We start from the raw sequence: 16112 nt of genomic DNA on the forward strand, positions 1-16112 counted from the left end.
TTAAAAAAAAGGGGCGCCAAAAGGCGCCCCTAAGCATTTGCCGGTCTCGCATTACGTCAGCCCGCGCACCGGCCGGTGCGCGGACCCGCTTCATCAGACCGGCCCAGCGGCAACCTTTCTTGCGGCGCGCACACGGCGCAGGATCTGCGGCACGATCACCACTGCCGCCGCGCCCACCCACAGGGCGATCGACACGGGGCTTGCGAACAGCACGCCCACGTCGCCATCCGTCATCGACAGCGCACGGCGGAGGTTCTGTTCCATCATGTTGCCCAGGACGACGCCAAGTACCAGCGGCGCCATCGGCACACCGAACTTGCGCAGGAAGTAGCCCAGCGTTCCGATAGCCGCAACCAGCAGCAGATCAAAGGTGCCCGCGTTGATTGCATAGACGCCGATGTAGCTGATGCACAGGATGCCCGGCACCATCAGCCAGCCCGGCACGGACAGCACTTTGGAAAAGAACCGCACCAGCGGCACGTTCATCACGAAGAGCAGCACGTTTGCGACGAACAACGATGCGATCAGGCCCCACACCAGCTCCGGCTTGGTATCGAACAGGACCGGTCCCGGCGTGATGTTGTAGAGCGTCAGCGCACCCATCATCACCGCGGTGGTGCCGGAACCGGGCACGCCCAGCGTCAGCATCGGAACGAACGAGCCGATCGCCGACGCGGTGGCGGCGGCTTCCGGCGCGACGAGTCCACGCATGTCGCCCTTGCCGAACTTGGCCTCGGGATCCTTGGCTTCGATGATGCGCTTTTCCTGCGAGTACGCGACCGCCGCAGCCACACTGGCACCTGCGCCGGGCAGCACCCCCACGCCGAAGCCTACGAACGCACTGCGCACCACGCTCCACCACGTATAAGCCATCTCCTTCAGGTTGAAGAGCTTGCGGCCGCTGGGCTTGACCTCGACGCTGTGGCCGGCCATCACCTTCTCAAGCATCTCCAGCATCTCGCTGACGGCGAACAGGGCGATGACGACCACGACGAAATCGATGCCGTCGGCCAGATGCACGGACTCGAAGGTATAGCGGTAAACGCCCGAGTTCGCATCCACGCCCACCACCGAAATGGACAGGCCGATCATCGCCGCCAACACGCCCTTGACCGGCTGCTTGCCGAGCAGGCTGGTCAGGCAGCAGAACGCAAAGATCATGAGCACGAAGTATTCGGCGGGGCCAAATGCGAGCGCCCATTTCGCCAGCAGCGGCGCGAGCAGGATGATGCCCACCACCGACACGATGGCGCCAAAGAATGCCGACCATGCAGACAAGGACAACGCCACGTTGGCCAGGCCCTGCCGCGCCAGCGGATAGCCGTCCAGCGTCGTCATGATGGCACTCGCTTCGCCCGGCACGTTCAGCAGGATCGCGGTGATGCGGCCGCCGTACTCCGCGCCCACATATACCGCGGCCAGCAGGATCAGCGCCGTTTCGGGCGGAAGATTCATGGCGAAGGCGATGGGGATCAACATCGCCACGCCATTGACGGGCCCCAGCCCCGGCAACACGCCCACCATGGTTCCGATGAAGGAGCCGATGGCAGCCACCAGCAGGTTCGTCAGCGAAAACGCGACGCCAAAGCCTATCGACAGATGATCGAGAATGCCGCTCATATCAGGTTCTCCAACAGTCCGCCGGGCAGGACGACGTCCAGCACCTTGTCGAACAGCACGAAAAAGAAAATGCTCATGACGACGCCGCCGATCGCGCACTTGAGCCAACTGCCGCCGAACAGGCGGCCCACGAAGATCGTCATGAGCGACGTGGCGACAATGAAGCCCAGCCACTGGAAGAGAAACGCATAGGCGGTCACGAACACCACCATCAGCGCGATGCGCCCGTTGGCGCCGGCAGGGTTGCGCTCGACAGCGTGGCCGCCTTTGTAGACGAGCCACAGCCCGCACAGGCCGATGATCAGCGCCAGCAGCAGCGGGAAGGCGCGTGGCCCGACGGGTTCGTAGGCGAAAGGCGCCTCGATGCTCCAGCCGGCGGCCGTCATGAAGACGGCCAGCGCCAGGGCGGCAATGCCCAGAATTCGATCGTTCATGGTCCAGGTTCCGTTCAAATCCGATCGCGCGGCGCAGCGGGACCTGCCGCCGGCCTGAAATGGCGGCAGGTGTGCCCTGGCGGGCGCGTTCGGGGGTCGGGCCTTGCGGCCGGCTTACTTTTTGATCAGGCCGAAGGTGTCGGCCAGTTCGCCGTACTGCTTGACCTGGTTTTTGACGTAGGCGTCCAGTTCGGGGCCGGTCTTGTTGAAGGGGAACAGGCCCTGCTGCTGGCGCAGCTTCTCGAACTCGGGTGCGGCCGTCGTCTTGTTGAACGCGTCCACCCAGAACTGGTAGTCGGCGTCAGACACCTTGGGACCCACGTAGAAGCCACGGATGATCGGCCAGACGATGTCGTAGCCCTGTTCCTTGGCAGTGGGCACGGAACCCAGCTTGCCCGGCAGGCGCTGGTCGTTGAAGACCGCCAGCACGCGAATCGGGGCGCCGCCTTCCAGCATCGTGAATGCTTCGGCCGCATCGCCCATGTAGGCCTGGATATGGCCACCGCGCAGCGCCGTCACGGCCTCACCGCCGCCTTCGAAGGCGACGAAGCGCATCTTCTTGAAGTCCACGCCCGCCGCCTTGGCTGTCAGCGCCGCCTTCATCCAGTCCTGGCTGCCCACGGTGCCACCCGCGCCCAGCACGATCTTGGTCGGATCCTGCTTGAAGGCGTCCATCAGGCTCTTCAGGTCGGTGTACGGCGAGTCGTTGCGCACCACGGCCACGCCGTAATCGGTGCCGATCGCGGCCAGCCAGCGCACGTCGTTGACGTTGTACTTGCCGAACTTGCCCTGCGCCAGGTTGAGCAGCGAGCCGCCGGAGAACGCAACGATGGTGCCCGGCTCATTCGGATGCTGGGCCACGATGTTGTTGTATGCCACCGCGCCAATGCCGCCCGGCATGTAGACGATGCGCATGGCGCTCTTGAGCGCCCCACTCTGCTTCAGGCCTTCGGTGGCCAGGCGGCACGTCAGGTCGAATCCGCCACCAGGCTGCGCCGGCGCAATGCACTCCGGGCGGCGGGGTTCATCGGCCGCATGGGCCGCGCCGAGGGACAGGGTGATGGCGCCAAGCGCCGCCATGGCTGCGATGCGCAGCTTCAGGGTCGTCTGCATTCTTGCGTCTCCAGGATTTATAGGTCTAGGTATCGCTGGCAGCGGCGCTACGGCGATCGATCGCGTCCAGCGGCTCCAGTGGACGCAACCGTACAAAACCGAAGCTTTCCATAAGCTTTCAATTTCGGCCGATTTCGTGACGCGGCGCAGCATCCGGTCCCGTTTGCAGGGTAAACACCAACGCCGCGCGCAGGCCCGGCTGCCCCACCCGGTTCTCGAGCACGAGCCGGGCGCCCAGGATTTCGGCGATGGTGCCCACGATCGCCAGGCCCAGGCCGGCCCCGGTGGTGTTCTTGCCTGCCGCGCCTCGCCGGAAGCGGACGCACGCCCGGGCAATGTCCTCGTCCGACATGCCCGGTCCGTCGTCTTCCACCAGTAGCCGGGCCTGGTCTGTGTCGGTCTCGATCCGGACGGTGACCACACCACCGGCGGACGCGTAGCGGATGGCGTTGTCGACCAGGTTACTGACCGCTTCCCGCAACAGCCACTCCGCCCCGCCGACGACAACCGGCCTGCAGTCCGCCTCCAGGCCGATGTCCAACTGCCGGCCTCGGGCATTGGGTAATTGGGTACGGATCACCCCGTCCGCGAGGTCCACCAGGTCCACCGATTCAGGCGCCAAACCACCTTCGGCCAGCGAAGCGTCTTTAGCGCGCGCCAGCGCGAGCATCTGGTTGGTGGTGCGTACGGCCCTGTCCAACCCCTCTTGCATCGCCAGAAGGGCTGTACGGACCTCCTGGGGGTCTGTTTCGCGCAGGGCATAGGCGGTCTGGGTCCGCAAAACGGACAAGGGCGTGCGCAATTGGTGCGACGCGTCGTCCAGGAACTGCGCCTGCACCCTCCCCAAGGCCGCAAATCGGGCCATGTGGAGGTTTACGGCCGCCACCAGGGGTAGGACCTCCCCCGGCATGTCGGACGCGCTGACGGGGCTTAAATCGTCCGCAGATCGGCCTTTGACTTCCTGACGCAGCCGCTCCAGGGGGCGAAGGGCCATGAAAACGCCCAGGATGATCACCAGGACGCTGATGAGGATCACGGCAAGGTCCCGCTCCACCGACCGCACCAAAACCTTGTGGAGGAACGCCTGACGGCTTTCCAGGCCCTCCGCGACCTGCACGATCACCCGGCCGCCCTGGTTCGCATACAGCGGCGGATCCATGGGCCGGGCCAATGCCGCCACCCGGACGGGCTGGCCCTGGTAGGTCGCGTAGAAAAACCGCGGCTCGCCCGACACGAGGGGCTGCTCCGGCAGAGGCAGCCCGGGATGGCCGATCTCGGCCAGCCCGTCTTCGGTTGCCACCCGGTAGAACACGCTGCCATTGGCCGTCAGCTCGAAAAACTCAAGCATCAGGTAGGGCTGCTCCATGGCTAATCCACCGCTGGCTGTGGATATGTTGTGGTCGATCGCGCGAAGCGCGCCGGCGAGAGACCGGTCGTAGGCATTGTCGACCTGGTTGCGCAGCTGGTGGTTGGACAGCCAGAGCGCACCCATCATCACGAAGACGAGAGTCGGAATCAGCCACCAGAGCAACTGCGTTTTCAGCGTTCGGGCGCGTTTTTTCGCCGAAAAATCAACGCTGTTTTGCGGACTTCTAGTTGTCAACAAGGTTCTCCAGGCAGTAGCCCATACCGCGCATGGTCACGATCTGCACACCGGTTTCCGCCAATTTTTTGCGCAATCGGTGAACCAGGACCTCGATGGCTTCCAGGTTGATGTCGGCATCGTCCGTGAGGATGCGGTCCAGGATCTGCTGCTTGTTGATGGGTTCGCCGCTTTTCTGGATCAGCACCCGAAGGACCGCATGTTCACGTGGGGATAACTGCAAAGGCTGTCCATTGACCGTGAATTTCTGCGCGGAAGTTTCAAAAACCAGGTTTCCCAGCGATAGGCGCGGATGTTCGCGCCCGCGGCTGCGGCGAATCAGCGCAATCAATCGCGCTTCCAACTCTTCCACAACAAAGGGTTTCGGCAGGAAATCGTCCGCTCCCTCGTGAAGTGTTCCGATTCTCTCGGCCAGTGAATCGCGCGCGGTCAAGACCAGCACCGGCGTACGGTCGTCCCGCGCGCGAATCTTCGCCAGCAAAGTATGGCCATCCATGCCGGGAAGTCCGAGATCCAGGATGACCGCATCGAAATCTTCGACGGCCAGCCTTCTTTCGGCGACAAGTCCGTCATCAGCCCATTCCACGACAAAGCCGGCATGTCTGGCCAGGCTTCTGGACAGCCAGCGGGCAAGTTCAGCTTCATCTTCGATCAGGAGGATACGCATGGACGCAGTCCGGGGGGCGGTGGATGGGCGAAATGGGAAAGCATGTTTGGCTTTTCCTTTTTTTTTCTTTATATAAAGACTAATGATTAATAAGGGCTGTGGATAACTACCTTAACCTTGAAAACCTCTTTCTTTTCATTGCCTTGCGTCCGTTTTTGCTTGTGCAAGAACTCTGTGTGGGAAAAAAGCTGAAGTTGGACAAGATTTTGGACCGCGTCCGAAACCCCTGCTTGTTCAACTTGCCTCCACAACATGTGCACAAGCGCGCTACTTAGGAGTTATCCACAGGGCGTTTCTGGCAACTGGGTCCCGAGAAGCGCCCTTTTACCTCGGAAAACCGCCCTACGCCTACCCGGATTTTTGCCCTTGCAGCGCCCCAAAACGGGCCGCTACGCGGTGATCGGAATCGGGTATTCGAGGGGTGACCTGGGCGGTTTGTTGACGGTGCGCTGAACAAAAAGTGAGCAGGATCCGCCGTAGAATCCGGCCATGGATAGCGACTTGAAACTGCGCCGACCGGCCTGGGCCAGGCGGTTGAAACGCGGACTTTTGGCGGAAAATTTAGCCTTGACGTTGTGTGCGGCCGCGTTGATTGGCGCCCTGGGTGCGCTGGCAACGATGGTGTTTCGCGAACTGCTTGGCTGGATGCAATTGTTGGTAGGGGGCGGCGAGGTTCCCCACGGCATGGTGTCGCTCGCGCGTGGGCTGGACCCCTGGCAGCGGTTTCTGATGCCGGCGGCCGGGGGCGCGATCGCCGGCCTGATCCTGCAGGCTGCCACCCGATGGCTGCCCCGGCGGGGGGCAGCCGACTATATGGAAGCCATCTCGATCGGCCGTGGCGTCATCGGCTTTCGCCAGACGGTCGCGCGCAGCCTGTCCTCGATTTTTTCGATCGGATCCGGCGCATCGATCGGCCGCGAGGGACCGATGGTGCAACTGGCGGCAATGTGTGCATCATTGACGGGCCGCTATCTGGTCTTGCCGCCTCGCCATCTCCGGCTGCTGGTGGCCTGCGGCGCGACGGCGGGCATCACCGCCGCATACAACGCGCCGATTGCCGGCGCGGTGTTCATTTCAGAGATTGTGTACGGCGTGATTTCAACCGCGACGCTGGTGCCCCTGGCCGTCGCGTCCGTGGTCGCCAACATCGTGACGCGGCAGGTGCTGCACTACGACGCGGTCTTCCAGATGCCGCATTTCGAGTTCGTGTCGGGGTGGGAAGTGATCAACTACCTGGGACTTGGCCTGATTGCAGGTCTGGCCGCGCCCCAATTCCTGCGATTCCTGGACTTGTCTCGCGCGGCATTTCGCCGGTTGCCGTTTCCAATCTGGGCCAGGATGGCGGCAGGCGGACTGGTAGTCGGCGCGCTGTCTGTGATCGATCCCGCGGTGTGGGGCAACGGCTACAGCGTGGTGAACAGCATGCTGCATACGGATTGGGCGTGGCAGGCGGTAGCCGCACTGCTGTTGCTCAAGACATTGGCTACGGCGGCCAGTGTCGGGTCCGGCGCTCTAGGCGGAGTATTCACGCCGACCTTGTTCGTGGGGGCGGCGCTGGGCGCCTTGTACGGGACTGCGCTGCAGGGCCTGTTTCCGACCGGCAGTTTGTCGGCGGTGTCCAGTTATGCCGTCGTGGGAATGGGCGCGCTGCTGGCGGCCACCACGCATGCGCCGCTGATGTCGATCTTGATGATCTTCGAGATGACGTTGAGCTATGAAGTCATGTTGCCGTTGATGCTGGCGTGCATGACGGGGTACGTCATTGCGCAGCGCATCCGGCCGGAGTCCGTCTATGCGAAATCGCTGGCGAAAAACAGGATCGCCGCGCATTTGATGGCCAGAAAAGGCAGGCCGATAAATTATGAGTAAAAGCTCATATTTTCGAATCGGCTCTTTGGATATTTGAGAGTTTTGCAAGAGCCCATTAATCAAGGGTCTTTTGCATGAAGACGCGCTTCAGTCCAATCTCCGTGGCGCGATGCGTTTCCACATAGCCGCGCCGCGTGTAGATGGCGATGTTCTCGGTCATCACTTCCTGGGTGTAAAGCCGAATGCGTGAAAATCCGGCGCGGCGCGCGGTGTCTTCGGCCCACTGCAGCAGCGTCCGGCCGTGGCCCTTGCCTTGCGCGGTTGGCGATACGGCGATGTTGTCCAGCAACATGCAGCTGTCGTCGGGTTCTGGAATCAGCACGATGAGGCCTTCGATGCCGTCTTCCGATTCCAGGACGTGAACCACGCCTTGCGCGACGCGCGCCGGATAGTCGTCCAGCATGGGACCGGGCGTTGCGCCGTTGCGTCCGATGTAGGGGGTGTAAGCCTCGTGGACGATGTGCTCGATGCGGGCGACATCAGCAGGCTTTGCGACGCGGATATGAAAAGGGGTGGCATTCGTATTCATGACGACGCGCCTCTGGTTATCTTCCCGACGCAAAAGCGGTAGATGCAATCTGACCGGTCGAATCTAGCACGGAGTCCATGTCCGGCGCCGTACGAGATTCAAGATCCATCTCCGCGGGCCATTGGACTCTGGGAGCCAGGCGCAAAGCGATGTTGTAGGGAGCGACGTCATTGGCATCACGAGGTTCGACACGATCTGGGTCGAGGCCATTAATGCCGTTTTGCATGTAGGCACACACGTATGCCCAGAGATTGGAGGTGTTCGCAGCGTCGGTGTTCAATTGGAAGCGTGCCACGACGTTGCTCGTGCCCGGGTCCACCACCGCGATGGAGACGCCTTCTTTGATGATGAGCCCGCCGCCAGGCGTCGCGCCACGGACTTTCCATTTCTCCGCGCGCAGATTTTCCCAGTCATAGCTGGCGGTGGTCACGTATGCGCGCTCGAAGGGATTCCACCATACAGAATGGAAGTCATAGATGTATACCTTGCGGCGTAGTCGATTGAATCGAAGCGGAAGACCGCGGGGCGGGGAAACTTCGGCCCGATAGATAACCCATACTGCCCAGACACAGATGGCAATTGACATCGCAAAAAGCAGAAGAATGCCGACTTCAAGCACGCCCACTCCCGCCGATGTCAGCGCGTGGATAGTATTTGCGACCAGGCCTGAATGCTCGAGGAAGGACCAAGGGATAAGCAGTGAAAGAACGAAGGGAACACCGCGAATACTCGACGTATTCCGAGCAAATTCAACATACGTCTCATCCATATGAGCCGGCGCCTGCCAGAGCAGCATGGGAGCCTCATCTGGAGGATCATTGGGGCCTGGCAGATCGCGTTGCCAGCCGCCGCAGGGCGGGCTCAGTTGAGGTCTTGCCATCAGAGTTCCTTTGTGATTTCGATGGCGGAGAAGCTTGAGTTCACCAACGATTGCATCGGGGCTGTGGAGCCGCAGTAGGCCGGCTGGCGATCGGTCCCTTCTAGGAAGCAAATCCAGTCTTTGGGCCTCGACTGCGTTTATGGCGCCGTTCTTGATTCAAGGTCCATATCCGCGGGCCACTCGACTCTAGGGGCCAAGCGCAAGGCGATGTTGTACGGAGCGATGTCGTTGGCGTCACGCGGTTCGGCACGATCGGGGTCGAGGCCTTCGATGCCGTTCTGCATGTAGGCGCACACGTAGGCCCAAAAATTGGAGGTGTTCGCGGCGTCAGTATTCAAGTGGAAGCGTGTCACGACTGTGTTGGTACCCGGTTCCACCACCGCGATGGAGACGCCTTCCTTGATGATGAGTCCTCCGCCCGGAATCGCGCCGCGAACTTTCCACTTTTCCGCGCGCAGATCGTCCCAGTCATAACTTGCCTTGGTTACGTGCCCGCGATCGAATGGATTCCACCAGACTGAATGGAAGTCATAGACGTAAACCTTGCGGCGTAGACGATTGAAACGAAGCGGGAGATCCCGGGGCGGGGACACCTCGGAACGGTAGATAACATGAGCAGCCCAAGCGTTCAGGGAGAGTGTGCTCACGTGCAGTAGGAAAATGCTTGCAACTTCAAGCGTGACATCCTCAGACGCCGCGCTTATCGCATAAATATCCCATCCAGCGAATACCAAGAGCAGGAGGAACATCAATCCGAGCAGCAGTGAAAGGAAAAAGCAAACACCGCGCAAACTCGACGTGTTCCGAGCGAACTCGACATACGTTTCATCCATGTGCGTTGGCGCCTGCCAGAGCAGCACGGGGGGCTCAATGAGTGGGTCATTGGGGCCGGGCAGATCACATTGCCATCCGGCGCAGGGGGGAGTTAGCTGTGGTCTCGCCATCAAAGTTTCTCCGTGATCTCGATGGCGACGAAGCCGGTGTCGTCGTTTTTATCCGGCCAGAATGCGACGGCAAATGTTGCCGATTTGATCTTGTTGATGGGATCAAACCAGTATCGGCCGCTAAGAATTGGCCGGCCGGATGTTGGTTTCGTCTCGCTGACCAGCGTGTAATCCGGATGGTTCAGGGCAGAAGTTTGCATGGCATGGGCGGTATCGTTGACTTGCCCACATGCCATGACGTGAGAAGACAGAGTAGGCTTACGTATGCCGTCGTGTGCGAGGCCAAAGCGCTCGGTGGTGAGGGTGAAGCGGTAGCGGGATCGTTCGGCATCGAAACCAGGTAATGTCACGCTGTAACCAAGCGCTCTGTCGTCACGACTGCGCCGCGGTTCTTGAGTACTTCGATGTCTTCGGTGTAGAGCTCATCTATCGAGCTCGCTCGATCTTCATTGTAGAAGCGGAGGTCGACCTCCATGCCGAGCACTGCGGCGTTAAGCGCAGCAATGGCGACGTCCATATCGTCCGGATTGCGCCAGCGCTCATTCGCTTCTGTTCGGCCGAAGTAGCAACGCCGAGCCCACTTTTCCATCGCGTCCGATTCGAGGTTTTTCGCAATTTTCGTCACTACGAAGGCAATGAGTACGATAGCAATGCCGGCACCCAATCCCCCGAATAACGAGAGTGATCGCACTGCTCCCCAAAACACCACAAATCCTCCAGTAATTGATAACCCACCGGCAAATATGTGGTAACGGCGGGCATCTACATCTCCAGCCTTCGATAGGCGTATGGCCGCATTGAAACTCGCACCGGCATCCGCAATCCCCGCCAAAGCTGATATCGCTCCACCAACCATCACCATCCTCGAACCCAGCCCCACGACGCGAGTGAGCACAGGAGTTTTCTCCGCGCCCCAACGCAGCACGAAATCCTTGGCAGCGTCCGCCGGTATCTTGATCGCCAAGCCCGCCGCCTCAACACTCGCTCCTAGGAAGCCGAGCGAAACGCTGTAAAACGCCGCGACGGCCTCGGGATGCTGTGCTCCCACCTTCGCATCCAGGTCGGCAATCGCGCTTTTCAAACTGTCCCGTAGAAAGTACAGGCCGATAAAAGACAAGCCCCCATCCACGCTACCGACGGCCAGGCTCTTCAAGCTTGCAAAGGTGCTGCGGGCGACACGACGAGCTCCCGCTGCGCCCACCTTCATTTCATTTAGCACCGCGGCGGCGGCGGGTTCCAGATTCTTCAGGCCGGCGTTGACTTGCCGTAAGGCATGTTGGGCTTCCCTTTTGACCTCCTGTCCAAGTGCGCCGGCCGCCTGCTTGATGTCCTGCGCGCCCTCCTTGGCTTCTTGACTGAAATCCACGATGCGCTTCTTGACTTCTTCGGCAGTTCCATGCGCCCATAGCGTGACGTTGATGAGCACATTGCGGACGTTGGCATTGGGGATGGTGATCAAACTACCCAGCAGCATGGCGCGTGCGCGCTTTCCGGCCGCCTTTTGGGCCGAGTTGGCATGCTCGCGGATCTCGCTCGACAGCAGCTCGAAGCACTCCCCCACCGTGAGCTGGATGGTGATCTGGGTGAACTTGGCTTTACCGTATAGCCAGGCGGCACCGGACTGGAGGTTGTCCAACGCCGCCTTGGCGCCGGCGCTCAGGGTACTTTCTAGGCGGTTGCTCGCATCGTGGATGGCCGCCAACAGCTGGTCTGCAGCTTCAACAACAAGCGCGCTGCGCCATTCGCTACCCTCTTTGCTGGTGGCGACCATTTTTATCGCGTCAAAGTACTTTTTGCCTGCGTCGGAGGGCATTGCGTCCGTGAACTGCGGTTCGAACGCTTGCTGCAAGTCAGTGTGCTGGCCATTGAGTGCGGTGTAGGCCGGGCTACCACCGTCGGACAGAAGGTCTTGCCAAGCCTGACTGCTGGGGCCCAACACTTCCGGAGTGGGCTTCTCGCCAGCTTCTCTCTCGTCCGCCGCTGTGGTTTGCTGTGGCGGGGCATCCGTGATGCCGCCCGCGAGACAAGCCGCGGTGGTGCTCAGGCGGCATTGCTGCGAACGCGCGTCGGCGTCCGCATAGTCCAGGGCCATGATCCGGCGCCAGCTAGCGCCCGTCACCAGGTCGGCCCAGTCGGACGCATATGCGTCGATCTGCTTCTGAAAATTCTCGTCTTCCTTGTCGTACGCATCCTGAAAGGTTTTCCGTCCCGCTGGGCCGGTTTCCCAGTAACGCTCTTCCAGCCGGGCCATGCGACGCTTGGTCTTGCGATCGACCATACCTGCATGTTGCTGCGCGGGGTCATGGAATACGGGCGGGACGCCGGATTCGCTGGACGTCCAGTAATCGCTGGCTGGCGGCGTCGGCGGGTGTGCAGCCTCGACCTGCTGGGCGATGTAAGCTTTGATGCCGAGCAGGCACTGAGAGGTCAGGTAGGCATACCGCCTTGTGGGTTCTTCACGCCATCGCTGACGCATCGTGTTGACGGAGAGCCGCAGGCTGTTGAGTTCTGCCGCCATGCCCACCGGGTCGGGCAGGACGAGGCCGGCTACTCCTTTTGGAAGCCCATGCTGCTTTTCGAGCATGCGCAGTTGCGCCTGCATGGCTTCCAAGCGCGCATGACGGGGATGCCAATCATGGACGCTGCCGAAATCGCGGGTGCCGATCGCGTACTCGGCGACATGCTGGTGGAGATCATCGCCGTTCTCAAGGGCAAGCGCCTGGTTGCCACCTGTCGGATCTTGCTTGAGCGTCAAGAGATTGACCACTCTGAACCGTTCACGATAATCAGCCGGCAGTGCTTTTCCATCAGCGTATTTGCCGGTGCGATAAGCATCGAGTGTCGCCTTCGGCCAAGGATCCTGTGAAAACGCGATCCAGGCCTGCTTATGCGTTGCGGTGTCGACGTTGATGAATGCCGCGCGCAGATCATGTCCCGCCTCCACGCATAAGGTGGCTAGCGGCTCGGGCTTCGCTCGCGGCATGGAGAACGGATTGAACTGGCGCAGGTAGCCTTCCGGTGTGACCTGATAGGCGTGCCAGATTTCTTTGTCCAGCAGAACGTAGACATAACCGTGCCGCAGTATGCGCAACGCAGTCTGGATTGACCCGTGGTGCAGTTCGCCATGCTGCTTGAGCCCGTCGGTAAGAGGCATGACTGCAAGCCGAAGCGGCAGGATCGGTATGCCCTTTCGTTCACAGGCGCTGCAATTGCCGGTGGGATTGGGCGCCGCCTGGCGGCCCGCCTGAGTCAGAGTCTTGCTGGTGCTCATGAATAGTTCGACGCTGGAGATAACGATGCAACGATGCGCTGCCACGCAACGTCATCGTAGGTTTCAAAACGCGCTTGCAATGTGGACTGGCCTATGGCTGCGATCGCGATATCGGCTTGAACTTTTGGATGCTGTGGAAGACCGGGATGAATGAACACGCGATGTGTGCACAGGTCGATGATGTCTGCGCTCAGGCGCAATCCAAGGTGATGGGCGTCGCGGATCATCCGGAATGCATGCACGGCGGCTTGCGGCGGCAGAATCGTGACGCCACGCCAGCGCATGGGGGCATACGTCATCGGAAGCGTTAACGCCAGGCGCCACACATCCAGGAAGTCGCCGACGAGCGGGGCTAGTTGTTGAGCCTGTCGAGCTAGCACGAGTTCTTCCGTGCCGGCCCCGGTTGGAGCACCCCGAAGCAAGGTGTAGGTGCCCCAACTTGTCGGGCAGAGCCAACGCTTTATTGGCCAGACGAGCCCGGAAATGTCACGCCCGATTGATGCCGCCAGCAGTTCGAGCCGCAGTGGTTCGAACCAGGGTATCGTGCGCATCCCGGCTACCGGCGCGGTGATATCCAGGCAGCGCGCCGCGATGTGATCGGCGAGCGCAGCAAGGGGTTGATCACTGGTCAACCATCCGCAGACATAGCGCTTTTTGTGACTGGCGTCCTCACGCGCGGCATGTTCAGCGGCTGCGAGCATAGAAGTGTTCGCGATGTCGCCTGGCGCAGCCAGCTGTACAAGCGCCGGACATGCGTCAGGCGTATGCGCCAGGTCTGGCCGCATTACGGGCGCGATCGACTGAGCGCCCAACGCTTGGGTCAGCGATTTGATACTCAGGGAATCTGTTGGTGCGCACGGCGCTAGCAGGTCCAGCAAGAGGTAAAGATGGTCGTTGGATGCGCGCTCTGTTCGGGCGAATTCTTGTACGGCGCTCCGCTTCATCTGGCACGCTCCAGACAATCAGATAGTGCACCTTCTAGCACCGCGCTATCCAATGCAAGCTTGTTGCCGCCGCCGCCACCTTGCTTCTGGAGGGGGCCTTTGACCTGGATGGAGATAGCGTCAAGGGTTATGCCGGCGCCATCTATTCGAATGGTTCCACCAGGCCCTTTTATGACCAGCTCATCTCCGGCATGCAGGGCATATTCCTTAGTCCGATGACGGATGCCCTGGCCGGCCTGCAGCTCGGCGTGGCCCTCGACGGTGTGTTCCTGATGCCCGCCAATACTCACCCAATGGTTCGCCGCGGTCTTGTCGCGGCGGTTATTGCCCACTTCCTCGGTACGGTCCTTGGTGGTGTAGATCGTGTGATTGCGCCCCACGGTCAAAAAGTCGTCCCGCCCGATGTCGTGCCGCCGGTCCTGGCCGATGTTGACCTGTTCGTCGTTGCCCACGGTCTCCTTGCGGTCGTGGCCGATCGTGATGGTCTCGTCGTTCTCGACCTGTTCGCTGCGGTCATGGCCCACAAACGTGGTTTCGTCGTTGTTGACGTGGATGTTCTGGTCCTTCTGCGCATGGACGTAGATCTCTTCCTGGTCCTTCTCGTCCTCAAAGCGCAGTTCGTTGTACCCCTCGCCCTTGTGCGTTTTGCTCTTGATCGTCATTCGCGTCTTGTGGCGCGGCAGTTCGTAGGGCGGCAATTGCAGGCGGTTGTAGACGCGGCCGGTGATCACGGGCTGATCGGGGTCGCCGTCGAAGTAAGAGACGATGACTTCCTGACCGATGCGCGGGATGGCCATGTGGCCCCAGGTGGCGCCGGCGATGTTCTGCGAGACGCGAATCCAGCAGGAGCTGTACTCGTCCTCCTTACCGAGCCGGTCCCAGGGGAACTGGACCTTCACCCGGCCGTATTCGTCGGTATAGATCTCTTCATTGGGCGGGCCGACCACCACAGCGTTCTGCGGACCGTCGATGCGCGGCCGGGGTAGCGGTTCCGCGCGCCATTCGGCATCGTCAGGAACCAGCTCCGCCTCGTAGCTGTAGTGCGTTCCCAGCTGGGCTTGTGCACTTTCCTCGGCCTGACTCGTGTGTTGGATGCCACGGTGGACGATGCGCACCGGGCGCCAGCCGCGGTTCAGGTCTTCGCGAGGATGACCGGCGAGGGTGAATGAAATGCCCAGCTGGAGCCGCGGGTCATCGCCTTCAACAAAAGCGACGCGCGAATCGCGGCGATGGCCCCGCAGGCGGTTCTCGGCGAAAGGTCTGCCGGCTTCGTCGAATTTTGCGCGGGCCGGGTAGTCATAGCGTTCGTAGCGGCGGCCTTGACGGTCCAGATCCCGTCCGTCGCGGCTGTGCTGGTGGGTGTATCGCGGATGGTGAAAGGTGTAGTCGCGCTGGGTCTGGCGCGCGGTGCGAACGTTCTCCGTGTAGGAGAATTGCCGCAGCGCTGGCTGCGGCTGGTCACCGCCGGGTGTGGGGTTGTACTGCACCGGCTCGTCGCCGACGCGGCCGTGTATGAAAAGCCGGTCGCTGTGGATAAGTTGATGGCCTTCGGCACTATGTCGGAAAGAATAGAAGAAGCCTTCCTCGCGCATGATGCGTTCGACAAAGTCGTAGTCAGTGTCGCCCGCTTGCACGCAGTATTCGCGCGTCTGGTGTTCGGTGGTGCTGCGCTGCTCGTAATCCAGGTTAAGGCCATGCGCCTTGAGCACCGCCTCAGCGATCTGCGGGACGCTTTGCGACTGGAAGATGCGCCAGTCGGAACTTAGCTTCAGACGCGCGAGGCGCGGCTCGACGATGGCGGAATAGCGCGTGCGCCGAAAGCCCGTGTCGCCCTGAACGAACGACGAGACTGCGCCGTGCACGTAGCGCACGGGCGTGACGCCGTGCCAGATCGTAAGCAACGCGGCGCGGTCCAGGACTACACCGAAATCGATGGCGGGGTTGCCGCTGGTTAGGTCCACCTCCAGCAGAAAGGTCTCGGACAACCCTTCTTGCAGCGTAAATTTGATGACCTCAAACGATTCGTCGCCGACAGCGAACGTGAAACGCAGATCGGATTGGGTGGGCATGGCGAGCTTCCGGTTGCGACAGACCGCACGGGTCGTCCTTGGTGCCAAAGGGCACCACCGGTTTTAAAAGCCGCCGATATTTCGTGTAAATCAGAGGAGTCTTATTAATAAAGAAAACTGATCTGTTCACGCATGTTGAAGCAGTTCCGCAATGCCGGACTGCGGGCTG

General features: G+C 61.1%; 13 protein-coding genes. 1 reads left to right on the forward strand and 12 read right to left on the reverse strand.

Features of this window, described 5'->3' with window-relative positions:
• Positions 1-93 precede the first annotated feature (93 nt).
• From HV681_RS20935 to HV681_RS20955, 5 genes are all read right to left on the reverse strand, one after another.
• Positions 94-1620 carry a tripartite tricarboxylate transporter permease gene (locus tag HV681_RS20935; protein WP_175124810.1) on the reverse strand — a complete coding sequence of 509 codons (1527 nt, stop codon included), beginning with the start codon at positions 1618-1620 and terminating at the stop codon, positions 94-96.
• The gene (locus HV681_RS20940) at positions 1617-2054 is read right to left on the reverse strand and encodes a tripartite tricarboxylate transporter TctB family protein (protein WP_175124811.1); all 438 of its coding nucleotides are present in this window, start codon (positions 2052-2054) and stop codon (positions 1617-1619) included. The genes HV681_RS20935 and HV681_RS20940 overlap by 4 nt, the downstream gene beginning before the upstream one ends.
• A 114-nt stretch (positions 2055-2168) precedes the next feature.
• Complete coding sequence (locus HV681_RS20945; RefSeq protein ID WP_239215877.1) at positions 2169-3134, reverse strand: Bug family tripartite tricarboxylate transporter substrate binding protein; 966 nt, start codon at positions 3132-3134, stop codon at positions 2169-2171.
• Positions 3135-3285: 151 nt separating this feature from the next.
• On the reverse strand, positions 3286-4770 hold the full coding sequence (locus tag HV681_RS20950; RefSeq protein ID WP_414631277.1) for a sensor histidine kinase: 1485 nt from the start codon (positions 4768-4770) through the stop codon (positions 3286-3288).
• On the reverse strand, positions 4760-5437 hold the full coding sequence (locus HV681_RS20955) for a response regulator (RefSeq protein ID WP_175124813.1): 678 nt from the start codon (positions 5435-5437) through the stop codon (positions 4760-4762). The genes HV681_RS20950 and HV681_RS20955 overlap by 11 nt, the downstream gene beginning before the upstream one ends.
• Before the next feature lie 489 nt (positions 5438-5926).
• On the opposite strand from HV681_RS20955, the gene HV681_RS20960 reads away from it, so the two are divergent.
• On the forward strand, positions 5927-7306 hold the full coding sequence (locus HV681_RS20960) for a ClcB-like voltage-gated chloride channel protein (RefSeq protein WP_175124814.1): 1380 nt from the start codon (positions 5927-5929) through the stop codon (positions 7304-7306).
• A gap of 55 nt (positions 7307-7361) precedes the next feature.
• Here HV681_RS20960 and HV681_RS20965 read toward each other — a convergent pair whose 3' ends face one another.
• The 7 genes from HV681_RS20965 to HV681_RS20995 form a co-directional block, all read right to left on the reverse strand.
• On the reverse strand, positions 7362-7835 hold the full coding sequence (locus HV681_RS20965; RefSeq protein ID WP_175124815.1) for a GNAT family N-acetyltransferase: 474 nt from the start codon (positions 7833-7835) through the stop codon (positions 7362-7364).
• A 16-nt stretch (positions 7836-7851) separates the two neighbouring features.
• Positions 7852-8631, reverse strand: coding sequence for a DUF6708 domain-containing protein (locus tag HV681_RS20970; protein WP_175124816.1), 780 nt, complete (start codon positions 8629-8631; stop codon positions 7852-7854).
• A gap of 221 nt (positions 8632-8852) precedes the next feature.
• On the reverse strand, positions 8853-9548 hold the full coding sequence (locus HV681_RS20975) for a DUF6708 domain-containing protein (protein WP_254594320.1): 696 nt from the start codon (positions 9546-9548) through the stop codon (positions 8853-8855).
• A 110-nt stretch (positions 9549-9658) separates the two neighbouring features.
• The gene (locus HV681_RS20980) at positions 9659-10009 is read right to left on the reverse strand and encodes a hypothetical protein (protein WP_175124817.1); all 351 of its coding nucleotides are present in this window, start codon (positions 10007-10009) and stop codon (positions 9659-9661) included.
• Positions 10006-12930, reverse strand: a complete 2925-nt coding sequence (locus HV681_RS20985) for a T6SS effector BTH_I2691 family protein (protein WP_175124818.1) — start codon at positions 12928-12930, stop codon at positions 10006-10008. The genes HV681_RS20980 and HV681_RS20985 overlap by 4 nt, the downstream gene beginning before the upstream one ends.
• Entirely contained in the window at positions 12927-13874 is a 948-nt protein-coding gene (locus HV681_RS20990) for a hypothetical protein (protein ID WP_175124819.1), read from the reverse strand. The genes HV681_RS20985 and HV681_RS20990 overlap by 4 nt, the downstream gene beginning before the upstream one ends.
• On the reverse strand, positions 13871-15943 hold the full coding sequence (locus HV681_RS20995; RefSeq protein WP_175124820.1) for a type VI secretion system Vgr family protein: 2073 nt from the start codon (positions 15941-15943) through the stop codon (positions 13871-13873). Before HV681_RS20995 ends, HV681_RS20990 begins: the two co-directional genes overlap by 4 nt.
• Positions 15944-16112: the final 169 nt, after the last annotated feature.

The organism is Achromobacter animicus (genome assembly GCF_902859585.1).
Taxonomy (GTDB): domain Bacteria; phylum Pseudomonadota; class Gammaproteobacteria; order Burkholderiales; family Burkholderiaceae_B; genus Achromobacter; species Achromobacter animicus.